Annotated in this window: 16 protein-coding genes; 9 read left to right on the top strand and 7 right to left on the bottom strand. The window is 57.9% G+C overall.

Going from position 1 to position 17241, the window contains the following annotated elements; genetic code table 11:
- From NXC24_RS34200 to NXC24_RS34165, 8 genes are all read left to right on the top strand, one after another.
- Nucleotides 1–1743 (top strand): branched-chain amino acid ABC transporter ATP-binding protein/permease, encoded by a 1743-nt coding sequence (locus NXC24_RS34200; RefSeq protein WP_104827673.1) that lies wholly within the window; start codon nt 1–3, stop codon nt 1741–1743.
- A complete protein-coding gene (locus tag NXC24_RS34195; protein WP_104827672.1) occupies nt 1733–2440 on the top strand; it encodes an ABC transporter ATP-binding protein in 708 nt (235 codons plus the stop codon). The genes NXC24_RS34200 and NXC24_RS34195 overlap by 11 nt, the downstream gene beginning before the upstream one ends.
- Nucleotides 2430–3023, top strand: coding sequence for a cupin domain-containing protein (locus NXC24_RS34190; RefSeq protein ID WP_104827671.1), 594 nt, complete (start codon nt 2430–2432; stop codon nt 3021–3023). Before NXC24_RS34195 ends, NXC24_RS34190 begins: the two co-directional genes overlap by 11 nt.
- A 47-nt stretch (nt 3024–3070) precedes the next feature.
- Nucleotides 3071–4387: a phosphopyruvate hydratase gene (gene eno / locus NXC24_RS34185; RefSeq protein WP_104827993.1), complete on the top strand. Its 1317-nt coding sequence runs from the start codon at nt 3071–3073 to the stop codon at nt 4385–4387.
- Nucleotides 4388–4484: 97 nt separating this feature from the next.
- Complete coding sequence (locus tag NXC24_RS34180; RefSeq protein WP_104827670.1) at nt 4485–5486, top strand: VOC family protein; 1002 nt, start codon at nt 4485–4487, stop codon at nt 5484–5486.
- A gap of 82 nt (nt 5487–5568) precedes the next feature.
- A complete protein-coding gene (locus NXC24_RS34175; RefSeq protein WP_199773633.1) occupies nt 5569–6783 on the top strand; it encodes an amino acid ABC transporter substrate-binding protein in 1215 nt (404 codons plus the stop codon).
- 93 nt (nt 6784–6876) lie between these two features.
- Nucleotides 6877–8007 carry an alcohol dehydrogenase catalytic domain-containing protein gene (locus NXC24_RS34170; RefSeq protein ID WP_104827669.1) on the top strand — a complete coding sequence of 377 codons (1131 nt, stop codon included), beginning with the start codon at nt 6877–6879 and terminating at the stop codon, nt 8005–8007.
- A 53-nt stretch (nt 8008–8060) separates the two neighbouring features.
- Nucleotides 8061–8615 (top strand): NAD(P)H-dependent oxidoreductase, encoded by a 555-nt coding sequence (locus NXC24_RS34165; RefSeq protein WP_104827668.1) that lies wholly within the window; start codon nt 8061–8063, stop codon nt 8613–8615.
- Nucleotides 8616–8837: 222 nt separating this feature from the next.
- Here NXC24_RS34165 and NXC24_RS34160 read toward each other — a convergent pair whose 3' ends face one another.
- The 7 genes from NXC24_RS34160 to NXC24_RS34130 all read right to left on the bottom strand — a co-directional run bounded on the left by NXC24_RS34160 (nt 8838) and on the right by NXC24_RS34130 (nt 16045).
- Nucleotides 8838–9833 (bottom strand): aminoglycoside phosphotransferase family protein, encoded by a 996-nt coding sequence (locus NXC24_RS34160; RefSeq protein ID WP_104827667.1) that lies wholly within the window; start codon nt 9831–9833, stop codon nt 8838–8840.
- 21 nt (nt 9834–9854) lie between these two features.
- Entirely contained in the window at nt 9855–10817 is a 963-nt protein-coding gene (locus NXC24_RS34155; RefSeq protein WP_104827666.1) for a C-terminal binding protein, read from the bottom strand.
- A 246-nt stretch (nt 10818–11063) separates the two neighbouring features.
- Nucleotides 11064–11918: a 3-hydroxybutyryl-CoA dehydrogenase gene (locus tag NXC24_RS34150; protein WP_104827665.1), complete on the bottom strand. Its 855-nt coding sequence runs from the start codon at nt 11916–11918 to the stop codon at nt 11064–11066.
- Nucleotides 11915–12850, bottom strand: coding sequence for an electron transfer flavoprotein subunit alpha/FixB family protein (locus NXC24_RS34145; RefSeq protein ID WP_104827664.1), 936 nt, complete (start codon nt 12848–12850; stop codon nt 11915–11917). Before NXC24_RS34145 ends, NXC24_RS34150 begins: the two co-directional genes overlap by 4 nt.
- A gap of 78 nt (nt 12851–12928) precedes the next feature.
- Nucleotides 12929–13678 carry an electron transfer flavoprotein subunit beta/FixA family protein gene (locus tag NXC24_RS34140; protein ID WP_104827663.1) on the bottom strand — a complete coding sequence of 250 codons (750 nt, stop codon included), beginning with the start codon at nt 13676–13678 and terminating at the stop codon, nt 12929–12931.
- Nucleotides 13675–14847 carry a CaiB/BaiF CoA-transferase family protein gene (locus tag NXC24_RS34135; protein WP_104827662.1) on the bottom strand — a complete coding sequence of 391 codons (1173 nt, stop codon included), beginning with the start codon at nt 14845–14847 and terminating at the stop codon, nt 13675–13677. Before NXC24_RS34135 ends, NXC24_RS34140 begins: the two co-directional genes overlap by 4 nt.
- A 22-nt stretch (nt 14848–14869) precedes the next feature.
- Entirely contained in the window at nt 14870–16045 is a 1176-nt protein-coding gene (locus tag NXC24_RS34130; protein ID WP_104827661.1) for an acyl-CoA dehydrogenase, read from the bottom strand.
- A 98-nt stretch (nt 16046–16143) separates the two neighbouring features.
- Here NXC24_RS34130 and NXC24_RS34125 point away from each other — a divergent pair, with 98 nt between their 5' ends.
- Nucleotides 16144–17073, top strand: a complete 930-nt coding sequence (locus NXC24_RS34125) for a LysR family transcriptional regulator (RefSeq protein WP_104827660.1) — start codon at nt 16144–16146, stop codon at nt 17071–17073.
- The last annotated feature ends 168 nt before the right edge of the window (nt 17074–17241 follow it).

Raw genomic sequence — 17241 nt, 5'->3', positions numbered from 1 at the left:
ATGAAAAAGCTTCTAATCACAGCGCTGGGCGTGGCGATTTTGGCCTCGCTGCCTTACTTGGGAATGGCGGATTACTACCTGTCCTACCTGTACATTATCTTCTTCTGGGTCGTGCTGGCAACGAGCTGGGGCATCCTGAGCGGTTACACGGGCTACTGGAGTTTTGGCCACGCCGCATTTTTCGGGATTGGCGTCTACACAACGGCCACGCTGGCGACGCAGTTGTCATGGCCCTTCGTCGCGACGATACCTGCTGCGGCACTGCTTGCGGCCGCAATTGCCGTGCTGATTGGCTTGGTTGTCTTTCGCTCCGGAGCTTTGCGCGGCGAGTTCTTCGCGCTGCTGACGCTGTCGGTAACGTTTGTCATCGCGGCCATTGTGTCGAACACTGCGCTGGACTCGGGCACCGGCGTATTCCTCTCAGGGATCGAAATCCCGATGATCGGCGTGACGGCGTCTGGCTCCCTCTACATGTTCGGGCTTATCGCGGCTCTTGCTGCGCTGGCGACGTCCTACATCATCTTTCACAGCAAATTCGGTCAGGGCTTGCTTGCAATCCACGACGATGAAGACGTCGCAGAGGTGAAAGGCGTTCCGACGTTTCGCTATAAGCTGATGTCGTTTGCCGTCTCGTCGGCGCTTGCCGGCGGAATGGGTGCGATCCATGCCGTATATGTAGGCTACGTCACGGTTGGCGAGACGTTTGCGGTGACCGTTCCTCTCTATGTCGTGCTCATGAGCATTCTTGGCGGCGCTCGCCATTGGGCTGGACCCGCAATCGGCGCAGTCATCATCACCGTGCTGCAGAGCGCTATCGTCAGCGGTGCCCATGCGGAATTCGGCCGCGCGGGCGTGGCTCTTGCGCTGATAGTTGTAATCCTGGTGCTGCCGTCTGGCATTGTTCCCAGCCTTATTCGCAAGTTCGCCGCCAATCGCAAAGAAACTGGAGCACCGGAGGCAGCCGCTCAGGCTGCTATTGAGCTCCCGCCTTCAACCGCGTCAGATTCCGGTTCGGTGCTTCTGAAGTGCGAAGATGTCACGAAATCCTTTGGCGGTATCCGTGCCTTGACTGGAGTAACCCTGGACGTCCGGCGGGGCGAAATCCTGGCCCTGGTTGGGCCAAATGGTTCCGGCAAGTCCACACTGATCAACATGATCAGCGGCCACTACTCCATGACCTCCGGTAAGATCACACTGGAAGGCGAGGAGATTTCCGGTCGATCACCGCATCTGATCGCGCAACAGGGCGTGGCGCGAACTTACCAGATCCCGCGCCTGTTCGATAATCTCACCGTCCTCGAAAACATTCGGCTCTGCGCGAAATTTGGCAGCGCGGATCGCATGGGCGTGGCTGCGGTCGACGCAGTCACCAGGGAAGCGCTCGCCTTCACTGGCCTGGCTGACAAGGCCAACGTGCTTCCCGAGGCCTTGAACCTGCATGATAGAAAGTTTGTCGAATTCGCCAGAGCGCTGGCCGCAAAACCACGCCTGCTCCTGCTTGATGAGGTGCTTTGTGGCTTGAACCCAGCCGAGGTCGACCACGCAGTCGAAATGATCAAGCGTATCAAGGCTGGCGGTACGGCGATCATCTTCGTTGAACACCTCATGCGTGCGGTTGTCGCGCTGGCGGACCGTGTCGCGGTGCTGGATCAAGGCAAAGTTCTGGCGCTTGGGCATCCAAGCGAAACGATGAGAGATCCAGCAGTGGTCAGCGCATATCTGGGAGGCAGTTATGCTGCTTGAGGTCGATAAGATCGAGGTTGGCTACGGAGATGCGATCGCTCTGTGGGACCTGTCTATCAGTGTAAGGCCAGGCGAGATCGTTTCCGTCGTCGGCCCGAACGGAGCAGGGAAGAGCACGCTGGTAAATGCCATCGCCGGAATTCTTCGGCCGCACAAGGGAAAGATCGTTATCCAGGGTAACGACGTTTCCAAAGTGCCCAGCCATCGGGTCTGCGACTACGGCATAGCAGTCGTCCCGGAAGGGCGCCGGCTCTTCACCGCGATGACGGTCCTCGACAACCTGTTGCTCGGTGCGTACCGCTCGATCGCTCGGGCTGATCGCGATGCTACGCTCGCTGAGGTGTTTCAGCTTTTCCCTGTTCTGAAAGAGCGCCAGGATTCATTGGCGGGCTCCTTGTCGGGTGGGCAGCAGCAAATGGTTGCGATCGGCCGTGGCCTGATGGCCAAGCCGCGCGTGCTGCTCATGGACGAGCCGTCGCTCGGGCTGTCGCCTTTGATCGTCGGGGAAATGTTCAAAATCATCCAGATGATCAATGAGCGAGGCGTAGCCGTGCTGCTTGTCGAGCAGAACGTGAACAAGGCGCTTGAAATTGCCCATCAGGCCTACGTGATCGAGCAAGGCCGCGTGACGGCATCCGGAGCGCCTGAGATTCTCATCAATGATTCAAGCATCAGGGAGGCGTATCTTGGTATCTGAAAATTCGAGCGGGGGAGTTCCCGTGCATGTTCGACGCGTCGTGACGGAGCATTGCAGTCAGGGCGTTGCCAGGTTCGCCCAAGACGGCGCCGTTCCGCGTACGGACATATTCAGAACGATCCCTGGATTGGTGTCGCGGATGGTCTGGTCGACATCGACTTCCACGGCCGTCCCATTTAACGGACACGATCCAACTCCGCTGGTGACAAGCTTCGTTCCTCAGCCCGGCGAAACGCGCTTTTTAGTGCTAACGTTCCCGCCAGATGCTGTTTTTATGTCTCCGGATTTCGATGGCCCGGCGGCCAGGGCGGAGAATCTGGCGGTCAGCCCAGGTTTGGCCGAACGCTTCCAGCCGGATGGCAAACATCAAACTCCCACCGTCGATTATGGCATCGTTCTCGACGGCGAAATCTGGATGGAACTCGACGATGGCAATGAGACCCGCTTGGGTCAGTTCGACGCCTTCGTGCAGAACGGAACGCGTCACGCCTGGCGAAATAAAAGCGACAAACCGGCAAGCATCGCCGTGGTGCTGGTTGGCGCAAGAACCCCCGAAACAACGGATTACGATGACGGCCTGTGAGCCTCAATGATCCAAAATCTCAATCCGACTTTGTGGACCAACTGAACATGACCAACACCGAAATCAGAAAAGTGCAGGGCCGTCGCGTCTGGGATTCCCGTGGCAGGCCCACCGTTGAGGTAGAGATCGAGCTGGCGTCTGGCGCGATCGGCAGGGCCATCGCACCTGCCGGCGCATCGACCGGCACCGGCGAAGCTCTAGACCTTCGTGACGGCGGCAGCGCCCTTGCTGGCTTGGGCATCAATAAGGCCTTGGGCGCCGTCAACGGTGAAATCGCCAAGTTGCTGGTTGGCCGGGATGCCAAAGATCAAGTCGAGCTGGATCGTGCAATCATCGAGCTGGATGGCACCCCAAACCGGAGCAGATTGGGTGGAAATGCGTCGGTAGCAACGTCGATGGCGCTGCTTCACGCGGCAGCGGCCGCGGCCGATCAACCGATCTGGCGGTATCTCGCGGGCTCCGACACGGGAATTACCATGCCGCTCCCGGAAATCCAGATTTTCGGAGGCGGAGCGCACGCAGCGCGCCGGGTAGACGTCCAGGATTTCATGATCATGTGCCCTGCTGCCTCGACTTTCTCGGAGGCTTTGGAGTGGACTGCTGAAGTTTACCGCGCGGCAGGCGACATCATGAAACGCACCGGCAAGCTCCAGGGCGTGGCGGACGAGGGAGGCTACTGGCCTGCCTTTACCAGCAATGAAGAGGCTCTTGATGCCTTGGTGCGTTCGATCGAGGCTGCCGGTCTGAAGCCAGGCGGCCAAGTTGCGATATCACTGGACATTGCGGCCTCCGAATTCGGTCGCGGCGGCAAGTATTCGCTGGCACTGGAAGATCGGCAGCTCGATACGGCCGAGATGATCGACATGCTTGGCGACTGGTTGAAGGCCTATCCAATCGTCTCCATCGAGGATCCGCTCGCCGAGGACGATCCGGATGGGTTCAAGGAATTTACCGCGCGCTACGGCTCCAGATGCCAGATCATCGGCGACGACTTTTTCGTGACGAACGCGGCGCGGGTAACCGAAGCGATCAAGGATAAAAGCGCCAATGCGGTTCTGATCAAGCCGAACCAGGCGGGCACGATCACAGAGACGTTCGATGCGCTCTCCGTTGCCAAGAAGGCGGGTTTTCGGACGATCGTTTCGGCCAGATCCGGTGAGACGGAAGATGTAACGATCGCCCATCTGTCGGTCGGGTGGGATGCCAAGCAGCTCAAGGTCGGATCCTTCTCCCGTTCCGAACGGATGGCCAAGTGGAACGAGGTTCTCCGGATCGAGGAGGCCCTCGGAAAAGAGGCTTCGTTCGCCGGATGGTCGGCGCTGGACTTGGCTGAAAAGCCAGCCGCGGCTGCCGCTGTAGGTTAGAATTTCGATGGGCCGGCTGCGGGTCTCGCTCAAAAACAGGCGTTGACAAAAGATCCGGCCCTTTTATGCTAACGTTAGCAAAATGAATGAGGATGAGATGCTTCCGGCTGTTAATTTGAAACCTCCCTTCAACATCACGCGCTTCAGCCATGTCGTGCTTGAGGTCAATGATGTGGAGCGCAGCCGAGATTTCTATGTCAATGTCGGCGGCCTGGTCGAAACAGAATTCGCGGACGGTGTTTCCTACCTTCGCGGATTGTCCGAGGCCTGCCATCACAGTCTTGTCCTGGCACCTACCGGCGGGAAGCCGGCGTGCAGGCGGATCGGTTACCGGGTGTTCCTGGAGGAGGATCTCGACAAGGCCAAGGTCTTTTTTGAAGAGAAGGGGCTTCCGACGGAATGGGTCGAAGTTCGAAATCAAGGACGGACCCTGCTTGTCAGCGATCCGTCGGGCGCCCGCATCGAGCTTTGCTCCAGCATGAGCGTCCATCCCCGCAAGTTTCTCGAGGTGCATGAGCATCGTGGCGCGCGAGCCCAGGGCCTCGACCATTGCCAGGTCATAGTTGCCGATCCGCTGGGTCTAAGTGCATTCTACGGCGAACTCGGCTTCCGGACTTCGGAATATATTGCGGCAGGCGACACTCTCATTGCGAACTTCCTGTATCGCAAAGGTGTCTGCCTCGACCTGGCGTTGGTGCCTGGCATCGGCCCGCAACTGCATCATTTTGCTTATACGGTTCCGGAAAGCAGCGACATCTTCGCCGTGTGCGACTTTGCCAGCCGTTATGGATATGGAGACAGCGTTGAGCGCGGGCCCGGGCGCCATGGTCCTTCGGGAGTCCTGTTCGTCTATCTGCGCGATCCCGATGGACATCGGGTGGAGTTCTTCAACAATCACTACACCACGATAGACGCGGAATTGGAGCCCATTCGTTGGGACGCGGCGTCCCTTAGCACCAATGTGCATTGGGGAATGCCGGCCGTCTCGAAGTGGTTCTTCGAGGCCAGCGAATTTACGGGAGTACCGTTGGAGCACCCCGAGAAAATGCCGAACCCCATGACGCTGGAACGCTACGCAGGAGAGCTGGCGAAGAGGTGAGACCTGCCGCCAGCGGCGGGAGACTGACGCGCTGCGAGAGTCATGAGCATGATGACATGCTGGAGGCACTTGGGAGGAAAAGATGAGTGCGAATTCCACTATACTGAACAGACGAGCATTTCTCGGGTCTGCCGCCGCCGTGGCTGCCTTCAGCGCGATGCCGAGGGCTTTTGCCCAAGAGGGGCCGATCCGCGTTGGCGGAACGCTGCCGTTGACGGGTCCGCTTGCGGGCGTAGGCGCAATCCATAAACTCGCGGCAGAGGTTTTCGTTGAACAGACCAACGCCAAAGGCGGTATTCTGGGACGAAAGGTGGAGTTTGTCCTTCTCGACGACCAATCGGTTCCCGCCAATGCTCGAACGCTCTATGAGCGCCTTGTGACGGCCGACAAGGTCGACCTCCTGATGGGCCCCTATGGCACGTCCTCGATTATCGCAGCAATGGGCGTTGCCGCTCGATTCAAGAAGATGCTTGTTCAGAGCAGCCTTGGCGACCCGAGTCTCGCACCGTATCCGCTGCAGTTCCCGTCTCTTCCGATCGGGGCCGAACCGCAACTGACGGACACCGAGGTCGTTCTCGATGCCTATGCGAGCCTGCCGACCCCTCCCAAGACGATCGCGTTTGTCACCAGCAAATTTCCGTCGGCTCTGACGATTGCCAAGGGCGGCCAGCAAGTCGCTGAGAAGCGTGGCATCAAGAACGTGCTGGATCTTGAATACGAGTTCGGCACGAAGGACTTCGGCGCAATCGCCAACCGCATCAAGGCGGCTGATCCGGACCTGCTGTGGTCCGGTGCGATCGGAATGGAGGCCGTGCAGCTTCTCGATGCAATGAGCCGGATCGATTACCAGCCAAAGAACCAGTTCTACCTGTTCCCGGCACCCGGCCCGACCGCAGCTCACCCTAAAGCGAATGGCTTGACCTCGCTGACCTGGTTTGAAGAGCACGAGCCGTTCCTCAAGTATGACGGCGCTCAGGATTTCGTAAGCGCATATGACAGCAAGGCGAAGGCGGCGGGTTTCCCGTATCCGCGCACCGAGTATCAGGCCGCCGTGGAATATGCTGCGTGGCAAATCCTTGCAGCGGCAGCAGAAGGTGCAGGGAAGTTGGACGACGCCGCGATGGCTGCGTGGTTGCGCTCGAATACCGTCAAGACGGTCGTCGGGCCCAGGACTTTCGACGGCAAGTTCAATGCCGGAAAGCCATCGACGAAGCTCAAGCAAATTCAAGGAAAGGATTGGGTGACTGTCTGGCCTGCGGACTTCCGACCGGCTGGGAAGGAGTTCCTGACCCCCTGACGAATGCCGCCCGGCACTCCCGCCCACCTGTCTGAAACTGAAAAAATGCATTCGGTCGGGCACGGTCCGACCGATGTCCCTATGGAGGAGTTAATGGTTAAAACTATGATCGCCGCTCGGCTGCATGCTCTGCATCAGCCGATGTCGCTGGATGAGATTCCGGTTCCCACGCCCCGGCCCAACGACGTCCTGGTGCAGGTCAGGGCTTGCGGTATCGTGCCCAACATGGCCAACGTCATCAATAATTGGCCAACCTGGTTTCCCCACCAGCCACTACCGAAGTTTCCGGCAGTGTTTGGCTTGGACCCAGCCGGGGTCGTCGCCGAAGTCGGCGAGGCGGTCACCAATGTCAAAATTGGCGATCGTGTCTATGTCAGCCCCCTCAGATCCTGCGGTTCTTGCAAGGCGTGCCGGTCAGGCAATCGCAGCCAATGCCGCTACTACACCTTGAATGGGTACTTCAGCACCAGCCGCGATGGCCAAAGAATCTTTGATCTTTATCCGTACGGCGGCTTCAGCCAGTACATGACTGCCCCGGAATATTCCCTCGTATGCCTGCCGGATAATCTCAGCTTCGAACAGGCCGGTCGCTTCGGCTACCTCGGTACATCATACGGCGCCCTGAAGAACGCACAGGCCGGACCCGGCCAGGTTTGCCTCGTCGATGGGATTACCGGCACACTCGGCGTCGCAGCCACCAAGCTCGGTCTTGCAATGGGCCTCTCCAAAATTCTGGGCACCGGCAGAAACAAAGAATTGATGGACCGCATAAAGGCCATCGCTCCCGACCGCATCGACACAATCCTGCTCGGCGAAGGCTCGACTGGAGAATGGGCAAAGGCTCAAACTGGCGGCGAGGGAGTGGACTTCGTTATCAGTGCGCTGGGTGCGAGAGCCCCGGCAGCGACCGTGGTCGACTCCATGCGCGGGGTTCGCCGGGGCGGTCGTGTGGTTGTCGTTGGCGGCGTCGCGGAAGATGTTCCCGTCGACGTGAAGTGGCTGATGGACGAGCAGGTTCAGCTCATCGGCTCCAACTGGTTCAGCGCTGCCCAGGGGCAGGAAATGGCCGACATGGTCCGCACCGGTGCGCTCGACCTCTCGTATCTCGAGCACAAGATCTATCCGCTCGAGCGGGTGAACGAAGCCATCTCCGGCATCGGCGAACGCGATGGCGGCTTCAGCAACTACGTGGTCGTTCCTCCGGTCCCCGCCGCTTATCAATAACAATCACCGGCGCCGGCTATCACCGACGCCTCCCTCACGCGAAAAGAGAGAACATGTCCAAGAAAGATATCGCGGTCTTGGTTGGAAGCCTTCGTCAGGCTTCGATCAACCTGAAGTTCGCCCGTGCAATGCAGAAAGTGGCGCCCGGCGGGCTGAACCTGGAGATCGTACCGATCGGCGATCTTCCGCTCTACAATCAAGACCTGGAGACGGAGACGCCGCCGGCGGAGTGGACGTCCTTCCGCGAACGCATCAAGGCTTGCGATGGCGCAATCTTCGTAACGCCCGAGTACAATCGATCCGTACCAGCGGTATTGAAGAATGCGATCGAAGTCGGTTCTCGGCCGTTCGGGAAGAGCGTGTGGGATCACAAGCCCGGTGCAGTGACCGGGGCTTCCCCAGGTCTCATAGGAGGTGCGGCAGCGGCGCTTCAACTCCGCGTAATTCTCACCAACATCAACGTTCCTACGCTGCCGCAGCCGGAAGTTTATCTTAGCACCGCAGACAAGCTGGTGGGGGATAGCGGCGAATTCTTAAACGAAGGAACTCAGAAGTTCATCGAAAGTTTTCTCGATGCGTTCGAGGTATGGGTCGCTCGGTTCATGTAAGCAGAGGCTCCCGCACATCAAGCAAATATTCGTTCCCAGCCTGCCATCGCTCCCAAAAAGGGGCGATGGCTTTTCTTTAACAGCCAGTTACAGAACTGACCGCTTCCGCCGCGATGCAGGTCCGAAATCCAACAAATCTTGGAAGAAAATTTCACTGCCACGATGGCAGGCGTTCGTCGCGTTGACGCAAGCTGCGCCAGCCAGATAGTGCATTATCTGGCGTTAGGAAAACCAAGCTTGCGCGATTTCAGCCAGTTTCCTGCGCGGCGAAGCGATCAACGGGACGGCGACTTTGCGCACGAGCATTCGTTGGCTTTCCTCTGTCACGTATTCGACCGGCGATTTGCCATCGACACGAGCGAGAAAGAGGGCAGGTAAAAGGCTCGATGTCCGGGCTTCGACAGCTTCCCGATCTTCCCAATCTACCTCATTGAGGTACGCAGAAGTCAGCGCCTCGAAGGACGCCGCAAGCTCAGGTGCTGCATTCTCTACAATGAGCTTCTTCAACAGTAAGTGATTCAGGCAGAAAGCCAAATCGAAGGCCGGATCGCCGAACCACGCGCATTCTGCATCCAGGAAGACGGGGCCGATCTTGCTCAAGAGAATGTTTTTGGGGCTTACATCCCCATGAACGAGTGCGTGCCTTGTATTAGCGGTACGGTCGACCAATTCTGATAGACGATCGGAGATGAATGGGTGTTTGGCCGCGGTAGCGACCAGATAAGGCTCAAGCCGCAGAGCGTAAAAGTTGCGAGTTGAATCGAACTGTTCGGGTAGCCCGGGCATACGCGCACTCACCGAATGAATCTGCCCGATCCGTCGACCGATAATTTCCGCGGCCTTCAGATCAACATGCCCCTGAAGAAGCTCTGCTTTCCATAGTGGATATTCGTCGCCAGGGAGAAATTCCATCGCAAACACGCCCGACGATGGGTCATGGGCGAGCGGCTTGGGAACAGCGGATGGGAAATGTTTGGCTACGAAGGAGATCCAGTTCCATTCGTACTCATTTCTCGATACCGGGGCTTGCCAGTCGGTAGCGACTTTTAGCTTGGGAAGGGCCCGTTTTACGCAGAGGGCCCGCCCGGGAAGCTCAACTCGATAGATATCAGAAGAGACGCCGCCCGTCAGAGGCTTGTATATTGCTTCCTCTGAAGGTTCTTTTAGCCCGCTCTTCTGTAAAAACACATCGAAAATGGTCATCTCAGATACAGACATGAATTGAGTGTCCTGTGCGATCTAGCGGCGGGGCGTGTTGCGGGGCTGTTCAGGCATTTCTCCAGAGAGAACCCTGACGACTTCTTCCGCGGCGCGGCGGCGTAACTCGATGAGCGATGCGTCGGAAGAAAAAGCGACGTGCGGGGTGATCATCGCCCCAGGGTGATTGATCAATTCTTGCGGAACGCGCGGCTCATCTTCCAAAACGTCAAGGCCGACGCCGCTCAGGATGCCGGATTCCAGTCCATGGATCACGGCCGCAGTGTCGACAACCCCGCCTCGGCTGACGTTGATCAACAAGCTGCCTCGACGCATTTTCGAAACTGCGTCCCGATCGATCAGGTGGTGGGTCGATGCGGAAAGCGGCGCATGAACCACGACGATGTCGCTGTTGCCAAGAAGGGCTTCAAAATCGACCAGCTCGACATTATCAGGGAGGTTGGATGCAAAGGGATCGTGCGCCAATACTTTGCAGCCTAGCGCTTGCATCCTCGCTGCGGTTGCTCGGCCAATCCGGCCAAATCCCACGATGCCGCAGGTTAGTTCTGACAGTCGACGAAGGTTGGCGGAGGCGGGGTCCCAATGACCGCTACGAACCTCACGATCGAAATGGATCAGGCCGCGGGCCCAAGCGATGGCAAAGCCGACCGCGTGATCCGAAACCTCCGCGACACAATAGTCAGGAACGTTCGTCACCCAGACGCCGCGCTCCGAGGCTGCGTCGACAGCGATGTTATCCAGTCCAACGCCCAGACGAGCAACAATCTTGAGATTTGGAGATGCCGCGATCGCGGTTTCGCTGACCTGGGCCCAGCAGGTCAAAATGGCATCCGGCAGATGCTGGACCGCCAACGCATCAATTTCGGCGGCCGAGGATGGTTTTGCGGGTCCGCTCACGAGAGTAAATCCGGCTCGCTCAATGACCTCCCGTTCCACATTGTCATCCGGCCATGCGTAGTCGGTCAGCAACACGGTGCGAGTCATGAAAGATCCTCCTGTTTATGCGAACGTTAGCGCAAGCGTGCTATCTGAGTCAAGGAAAATTGGTGATCGATAGGAGGCTGTCGCTAACTGTTTCGGAGCGCGGATGCATCCAGCATCGCCGCATCGATAGCTCGACGTTGCGATCATTAAATTTATGCTAACGTTAGCATAAATTACGGAGCGCACGATCCTTTATGCAAACTCTAAGGGTTAATTGACAGGATCGACCTGATCTGCCCGAACAATCTATTTACCACGATAGTCATAAAATCCCCGACCTGCCTTACGTCCAAGCCAACCGGCTTCAACATATCTCACGAGGAGAGGACAAGGCCGGTACTTTGGGTCTGCCAAACCTTCGTGCAGCACTCGCATGATCGCAAGGCAGGTGTCGAGACCTATGAAATCGGCCAATTGCAACGGTCCCATGGGATGGTTAGCGCCAAGTCTTACCCCTGTATCAATGGCTTCAATGCTTCCGACACCCTCGTAAAGCGCAAAAATGGCCTCGTTGATCATCGGCAAGATTATTCGATTCACAATAAACGCGGGGGAATCTTCTGAGGTCGTCACCTGTTTGCCGAGCTGTGCGGCGAAGCTTTTGGCCGCCTCGTATGTTTGTTGCGACGTGGCCATTCCTCTTACTAGCTCAACGAGCTTCATCACCGGAACCGGGTTCATAAAGTGAATGCCCATGAAACGGTCTGGCCGGTCCGTCGATTTTGCAAGACGAGTGATCGAAAGAGATGAGGTATTGGTGGCGAGGATCGCCTCGGGCTTCAGGATCGGACATAGCCCTTCAAAAATATTTTTCTTAATATTCTCGTTTTCTGTCGCTGCCTCTACCACGAGATCACAGTTGCCCAAGTCACCGATGGAGTCCGAACCGCTGAACGTTCCCTCCAGACGCCGATCTTCACCAACCTTTCGACTCAGCGAATGGCGAACTTTCTCTATACCCTCGCAGACGCGCTCGTTCGAGACATCGTAAAGCCGTACGCTAAGCCCAGCTTGGAGGGAGACTTGGGCAATGCCGAGCCCCATCTGTCCGGCGCCGATGATGCCGACCGACCGGATTGGAATTGGACCTTGATCGTTCATGATATTGCTTGCTCAAACTGTGGTAGGATTTCGAAGAGATCGGCGACGAGGCCGTAGTCGGCGATCTGGAAGATCGGGGCCTCTTCGTCCTTGTTGATGGCGACGATGACTTTCGAGTCCTTCATGCCGGCGAGATGCTGGATGGCCCCGGAGATGCCGCAGGCGATATAAAGCTGCGGTGCCACCACCTTGCCGGTCTGGCCGACCTGCCAGTCGTTCGGGGCATAACCGGCATCGACGGCGGCGCGGGATGCGCCGACCGCAGCCCCGAGCTTGTCGGCGACGGGAAGGATGACTTCCTTGAACTTCTCCGCCGAACCGAGGGCGCGGCCACCGGAGATGATGATCTTCGCGGAGGTGAGTTCCGGACGATCCGAGGTCGACAGCGCATCGGCAACGAAGCTGGAAAGATTGGGACCGGCCGTAACCGAGTCGCTTTTCACAATAACGGCCGATCCCTCTTCGCCTGAGGCGGCGAAAGAAGAGGTACGAATGGTGATCACCCTCTTGGCATCGGTCGACTGCACCGTCTGGATGGCGTTGCCGGCATAGATCGGTCGCTTGAACATATAGGGCGAAAGAACCTCGATGATCTCAGAGACCTGAGCGACATCGAGCAGGGCGGCGACCCGCGGCATGACGTTTTTGCCGACGGAAGTGGCCGCCGCGACGATGGTGTGATAACTCGCCGCCAGCGACACGATCAGATCGGCAAGCGGTTCGGCGAGATTGTTGGCAAGCGCGTCACTTTCGGCCAGCAGCACCTTGGAGACGCCGGCAAGCTTGGCTGCCTGCTCGGCAGCCGGCCTCGCGTCCTTGCCGGCGACAAGCACATGGACTTCGCCGCCGATCTGTGTCGCCGCCGTGAGCGCCTTGGCGGTCTGGTCGGAAAGGTGGTTGCTGTCATGATCAGCCAGAAGAAGAATGGCCATGGGTCTTATCCTTTACATTTGCTGAGTCCATGCTCTTGACCGAAAACCGGTACCCACTTTTCGGGAGCATGAACGGCCTCAGAGCACGCCGGCTTCGGTCTTGAGTTTTTCGACCAGCTCGGCCACCGACTTGACCTTGACGCCCGCCTTGCGGCCCGACGGTTCCTCGGTCTTCAACACCTTCAGGCGCGGCTCGGTGGAGACGCCGAAGTCGGCAGGTGCCTTCTTGTCGAGCGGCTTCTTCTTTGCCTTCATGATGTTCGGCAGCGAGGCATAACGCGGCTCGTTGAGGCGCAGGTCCGTCGTGACCACCGCCGGCAGCTTGACCTCGATCGTCTGCAGGCCGCCATCCACTTCGCGGGTGACCTTGGCGCTTCCCTCACCGATCTCGATCTTCGAGGCGAAGGTTGCCTGCGCCGAGCCCAAGAGGGCCGCCAGCATCTGGCCGGTCTGGTTCGAGTCATCATCGATCGCCTGCTTGCCGACGATGATCAGGCCGGGCTGTTCGGCCGCGGCGACCCCTTTCAGGATCTTCGCCACTGCCAGCGGCTCGACCTGATCGTCGGTCTCGACCAGCACCGCACGATCGGCCCCCATGGCGAGCGCCGTCCGCAGCGTCTCCTCGGCCTTGGCCGGGCCAATCGATACCACCACCACCTCTTCGGCCTTGCCGGCTTCCTTCAGCCGCAGCGCTTCCTCGACCGAGATCTCGTCGAACGGGTTCATCGACATCTTCACATTCGCAAACTCGACACCCGTGCCATCCGCCTTCACACGGATCTTCACGTTGTAATCAACCACCCGCTTCACCGGGACGAGAATCTTCATGGAAACCTTCCTTCAACATGATCGCCAAGACCGATTTCGGCCAGGATCTCCGCAGTGTGCTCACCCAATCGGGGCGAGCGGCGGGATGGGTTGAACGAGGCCCCCGAAAATCTGATCGGCGTTCGTAAGCCCGGCACACCATCGAGTTCGACGAGCATTTGGCGATGATGGAACTGCTCGTCGGCAAACAAGTCGCCAACCGTATTGATCGGCCCCGCCGGCACGGTGGCTTTTTCGAGTGCTTCTAAAAGACTGTCTCGGGTCCATAAAGCCGTCTTCGCGGCCAACGTTTGTTCAAGAACAAGCCGGTTCTGGACACGTTGAGCGTTTGTCGCGAACGCCTCGCTGACAGGCAGCTCAGGCATGGCCAACACCTCACACAAACGGGAAAATTGGCCGTCGTTTCCGCAGGCGACGATGATATAGCCATCAGCAACAGGAAAGGTCTGATACGGCGCAATATTCGGATGGGCATTGCCCATGCGCTTCGGCGTAACTCCCGAAGCCAGGAAATTCATGCTTTGGTTGGCCAACACCGCAGCCATGCAGTCGAAAAGCGCCATGTCGATGTGCTGGCCGCAACCGCTGTCTTCGCGTGCTTTCAGAGCGGCCTGAATAGCAATGACGCCGTAAAGGCCTGTGAAGATATCGGCGAACGCGACGCCCACTTTTTGCGGCGACCCATCGGGCTCTCCCGTCAAATCCATGATGCCGCTCATGCCTTGGATCATGAAGTCATAGCCTGGCCGGTGCGCATATGGGCCAGTTTGGCCGAAGCCGGTCACGGAGCAATAGATCAAGCGCGGATGTGTCGCTTGGAGGCTCTGGTAGTCGAGGGCGAACTTCTTCAACCCCCCGACCTTGAAGTTCTCAATGACTATATCAGCGGAGGCGATCAGCGCCCGGACGGCTCTCATGTCATCGCTTGAGTTGAAATCTGCGATCATCGATCTTTTGCCGCGATTGCACGCGTGAAAATAGGCGGCCGAGCGCTTGCCTTCGCCTTCGTCGATGTACGGCGGACCCCAATGGCGGGTGTCGTCACCGTCCGGACTTTCGATTTTGATGACATCGGCCCCCAGTTCTGCCAGCGTTTGGCCGATCCACGGACCTGCCAGGATGCGAGCAAGTTCCACAACCTTCAGTCCGGCGAGGGGTGCTTGCGACATTATATGTCCTCGATGATGGGGATCAGAAGAAGGCTTGAATGCCGGTCTGAGCGCGGCCGAGGATGAGAGCATGGACATCATGTGTCCCCTCGTACGTATTGACGGTCTCAAGGTTCTGCGCATGACGCATGACATGATACTCGATCTGAATGCCGTTGCCGCCGTGCATGTCGCGGGCTTGCCGAGCGATATCGAGGGCCTTGCCGCAATTGTTACGCTTGACGATGGAAATCATTTCCGGCGCCATCTTATGATCGTCGAGGAGCCGTCCGACACGCAGCGATGCCTGAAGCCCGAGTGCGATCTCCGTTTGCATATCGGCGAGCTTCTTCTGATAGAGCTGCATACCTGCAAGCGGCTTGCCAAACTGCTTGCGATCAAGGCCGTATTGCACGGTGCGAATCCAGCAGTCCTCCGCCGCACCCATGACGCCCCATGAGATGCCATATCGCGCTCGGTTAAGGCACCCGAAGGGGCCTTTGAGGCCTGAGACATTCGGAAGCAGTGCGTCCTCTGTGACCTCGACGCCGTCCATAACGATCTCGCCGGTGATCGAGGCACGCAGGCTCAGTTTGCCGCCGATCTTCGGAGCCGAAAGGCCCTTCATGCCTTTTTCGAGCACGAAGCCGCGGATCTCATTGTTATGGGCCTCGGATTTCGCCCACACGACGAAAACATCGGCGATTGGCGAATTGGAAATCCACATTTTCGCACCGCGAAGACGATAGCCGCCTTCGATCTTTTCCGCGCGGGTTTTCATGCTGCCCGGGTCTGAGCCCGCATCCGGCTCCGTCAGGCCGAAGCAGCCAATCAAGTCGCCGGAAACAAGGCCCGGAAGGTATTTCTTTTTCTGATCGCTCGAGCCGTAGGCAAAGATTGGATATATGACCAGTGAGGACTGCACGCTCATCATAGAGCGGTATCCGGAATCGATGCGTTCGACCTCACGGGCAACAAGGCCGTATGCCACATAACTCGCATTCGCGGCGCCGTATTCCTCTGGCAATGTTATTCCAAGAAGCCCGGCTCGACCCATGAGGCGAAACAGCTCGGGATCCGTAACTTCATCAAGATAGGCCTCCTGAATGCGAGGCAGCAATTCTATTTTGGCGAAAGCCGCTGCTGTGTCGCGGATCATCCGCTCGTCTTCCGCAAGCTGTTCATCAAGGAGAAAAGGGTCGTTCCAGGCGAACGTCATCGTCGTATCTCACATTTGGACTTCCTCTAGGATGTCAGCAAATCTGCGCAGCGAGAAACGATGTTTACTCATCGAGGTATGAGGTATAGTTATAGCTGATGGATCCGCTACAACGTCGTCTGCTGCCCTCGACAACCGCTCTGGCGGCATTCGATTCCGTCGTCCGCCTCGGAAGCTTTTCCGCCGCTGCCGTTGAGCTGACGCTGACTCAGGCGGCGATAAGCCGCCAGATTCTGACGCTCGAGGAGCGGCTTAACACGACGCTTTTCATACGCGGCGGGCGCGGCGTGGCGTTGACGCCTCAAGGCGTCGTCTACCACAAATCGATTCAAGAGGCTCTTGCGTTGATCCGAACTGCCTCGTTGCACGCTATAACGGGCTCGCCATCGGCAACGCTGAACCTTGCCATTCTACCGACGTTCGGAACGCGGTGGCTTCTACCTCGCATTCCAAATTTCGTTTCTGAGCATCCCGAAGTGACACTCAATTTTGCAACGCGTATCGGAGTCTTTGATTTCGCAAGCGAAGGCATTGACGCGGCGATCCACATCGGCGGCGATGACTGGCCGAACGGCGAGTGTACGTTTCTTATGGAAGAGATCGTCGCACCGGTTTGCAGCCCTGCGTTCTTGAAAGACAGTGCAATTGTCTCGGAGCAGGATCTTCTACGCTTACCGCTTCTCCAAATGCGCTCGAGACCCCTTGCTTGGGAAGACTGGTTTTCGAGCCTGGGAATTGAAGGCAAGCCGCTAGCAAATATGGGTTTCGAGCAATTTCTCGGTGTTGCTCAAGCTTGCATCGCGGGTCTCGGCGTAGCCTTGATGCCTCTTTTTCTCATCAAACCTGAATTGGACAGCGGGCAACTCATTGTTGCCTCACATCATCGGGTGCGAAGCAGAAGCAATTACTATCTTGTGTCACCGGAAGGGCTGGAGCCTCCCAAGCCTGTCAAAGCATTTCGAGAATGGCTTCTGCGAGAGACAGCGGAATTCCGTGAATTGGAATCGGCTTCATTGCCTAGCCAATAGTGACATTGCCCGAACCAAATGGACTCCGTCGACCGGAGGGGGAGCACTCGGCCTACACAAGTGGATGGACCGCACGGCGGTAGCTTGCCGTCGTTCTGTCCTTGCCGCGCCAGGGGAGCGTCCGAAGCAAACGACCAAGGTTATAGATTTGCACTTTTTAAGCCTGTC

The organism is Rhizobium sp. NXC24, from assembly GCF_002944315.1.
In the GTDB taxonomy this organism is placed as follows: Bacteria; Pseudomonadota; Alphaproteobacteria; order Rhizobiales; family Rhizobiaceae; genus Rhizobium.
Note: the sequence above shows the minus strand (reverse complement) of the source record. Positions and strands in the feature narration are given on the sequence as shown.

Coding starts and splice junctions, on each gene's coding strand:
- NXC24_RS34130 (WP_104827661.1), bottom strand. CDS start 16,045: ATGACGTTCGCCTGGAACGACCCTTTTCTCCTTGATGAACAGCTTGCG.
- NXC24_RS34165 (WP_104827668.1), top strand. CDS start 8,061: ATGTCCAAGAAAGATATCGCGGTCTTGGTTGGAAGCCTTCGTCAGGCT.
- NXC24_RS34170 (WP_104827669.1), top strand. CDS start 6,877: ATGGTTAAAACTATGATCGCCGCTCGGCTGCATGCTCTGCATCAGCCG.
- NXC24_RS34200 (WP_104827673.1), top strand. CDS start 1: ATGAAAAAGCTTCTAATCACAGCGCTGGGCGTGGCGATTTTGGCCTCG.
- NXC24_RS34145 (WP_104827664.1), bottom strand. CDS start 12,850: ATGGCCATTCTTCTTCTGGCTGATCATGACAGCAACCACCTTTCCGAC.
- NXC24_RS34150 (WP_104827665.1), bottom strand. CDS start 11,918: ATGAACGATCAAGGTCCAATTCCAATCCGGTCGGTCGGCATCATCGGC.
- NXC24_RS34155 (WP_104827666.1), bottom strand. CDS start 10,817: ATGACTCGCACCGTGTTGCTGACCGACTACGCATGGCCGGATGACAAT.
- NXC24_RS34140 (WP_104827663.1), bottom strand. CDS start 13,678: ATGAAGATTCTCGTCCCGGTGAAGCGGGTGGTTGATTACAACGTGAAG.
- NXC24_RS34135 (WP_104827662.1), bottom strand. CDS start 14,847: ATGTCGCAAGCACCCCTCGCCGGACTGAAGGTTGTGGAACTTGCTCGC.
- NXC24_RS34195 (WP_104827672.1), top strand. CDS start 1,733: ATGCTGCTTGAGGTCGATAAGATCGAGGTTGGCTACGGAGATGCGATC.
- NXC24_RS34175 (WP_199773633.1), top strand. CDS start 5,569: ATGAGTGCGAATTCCACTATACTGAACAGACGAGCATTTCTCGGGTCT.
- NXC24_RS34125 (WP_104827660.1), top strand. CDS start 16,144: ATGGATCCGCTACAACGTCGTCTGCTGCCCTCGACAACCGCTCTGGCG.
- NXC24_RS34180 (WP_104827670.1), top strand. CDS start 4,485: ATGCTTCCGGCTGTTAATTTGAAACCTCCCTTCAACATCACGCGCTTC.
- eno (WP_104827993.1), top strand. CDS start 3,071: ATGACCAACACCGAAATCAGAAAAGTGCAGGGCCGTCGCGTCTGGGAT.
- NXC24_RS34160 (WP_104827667.1), bottom strand. CDS start 9,833: ATGTCTGTATCTGAGATGACCATTTTCGATGTGTTTTTACAGAAGAGC.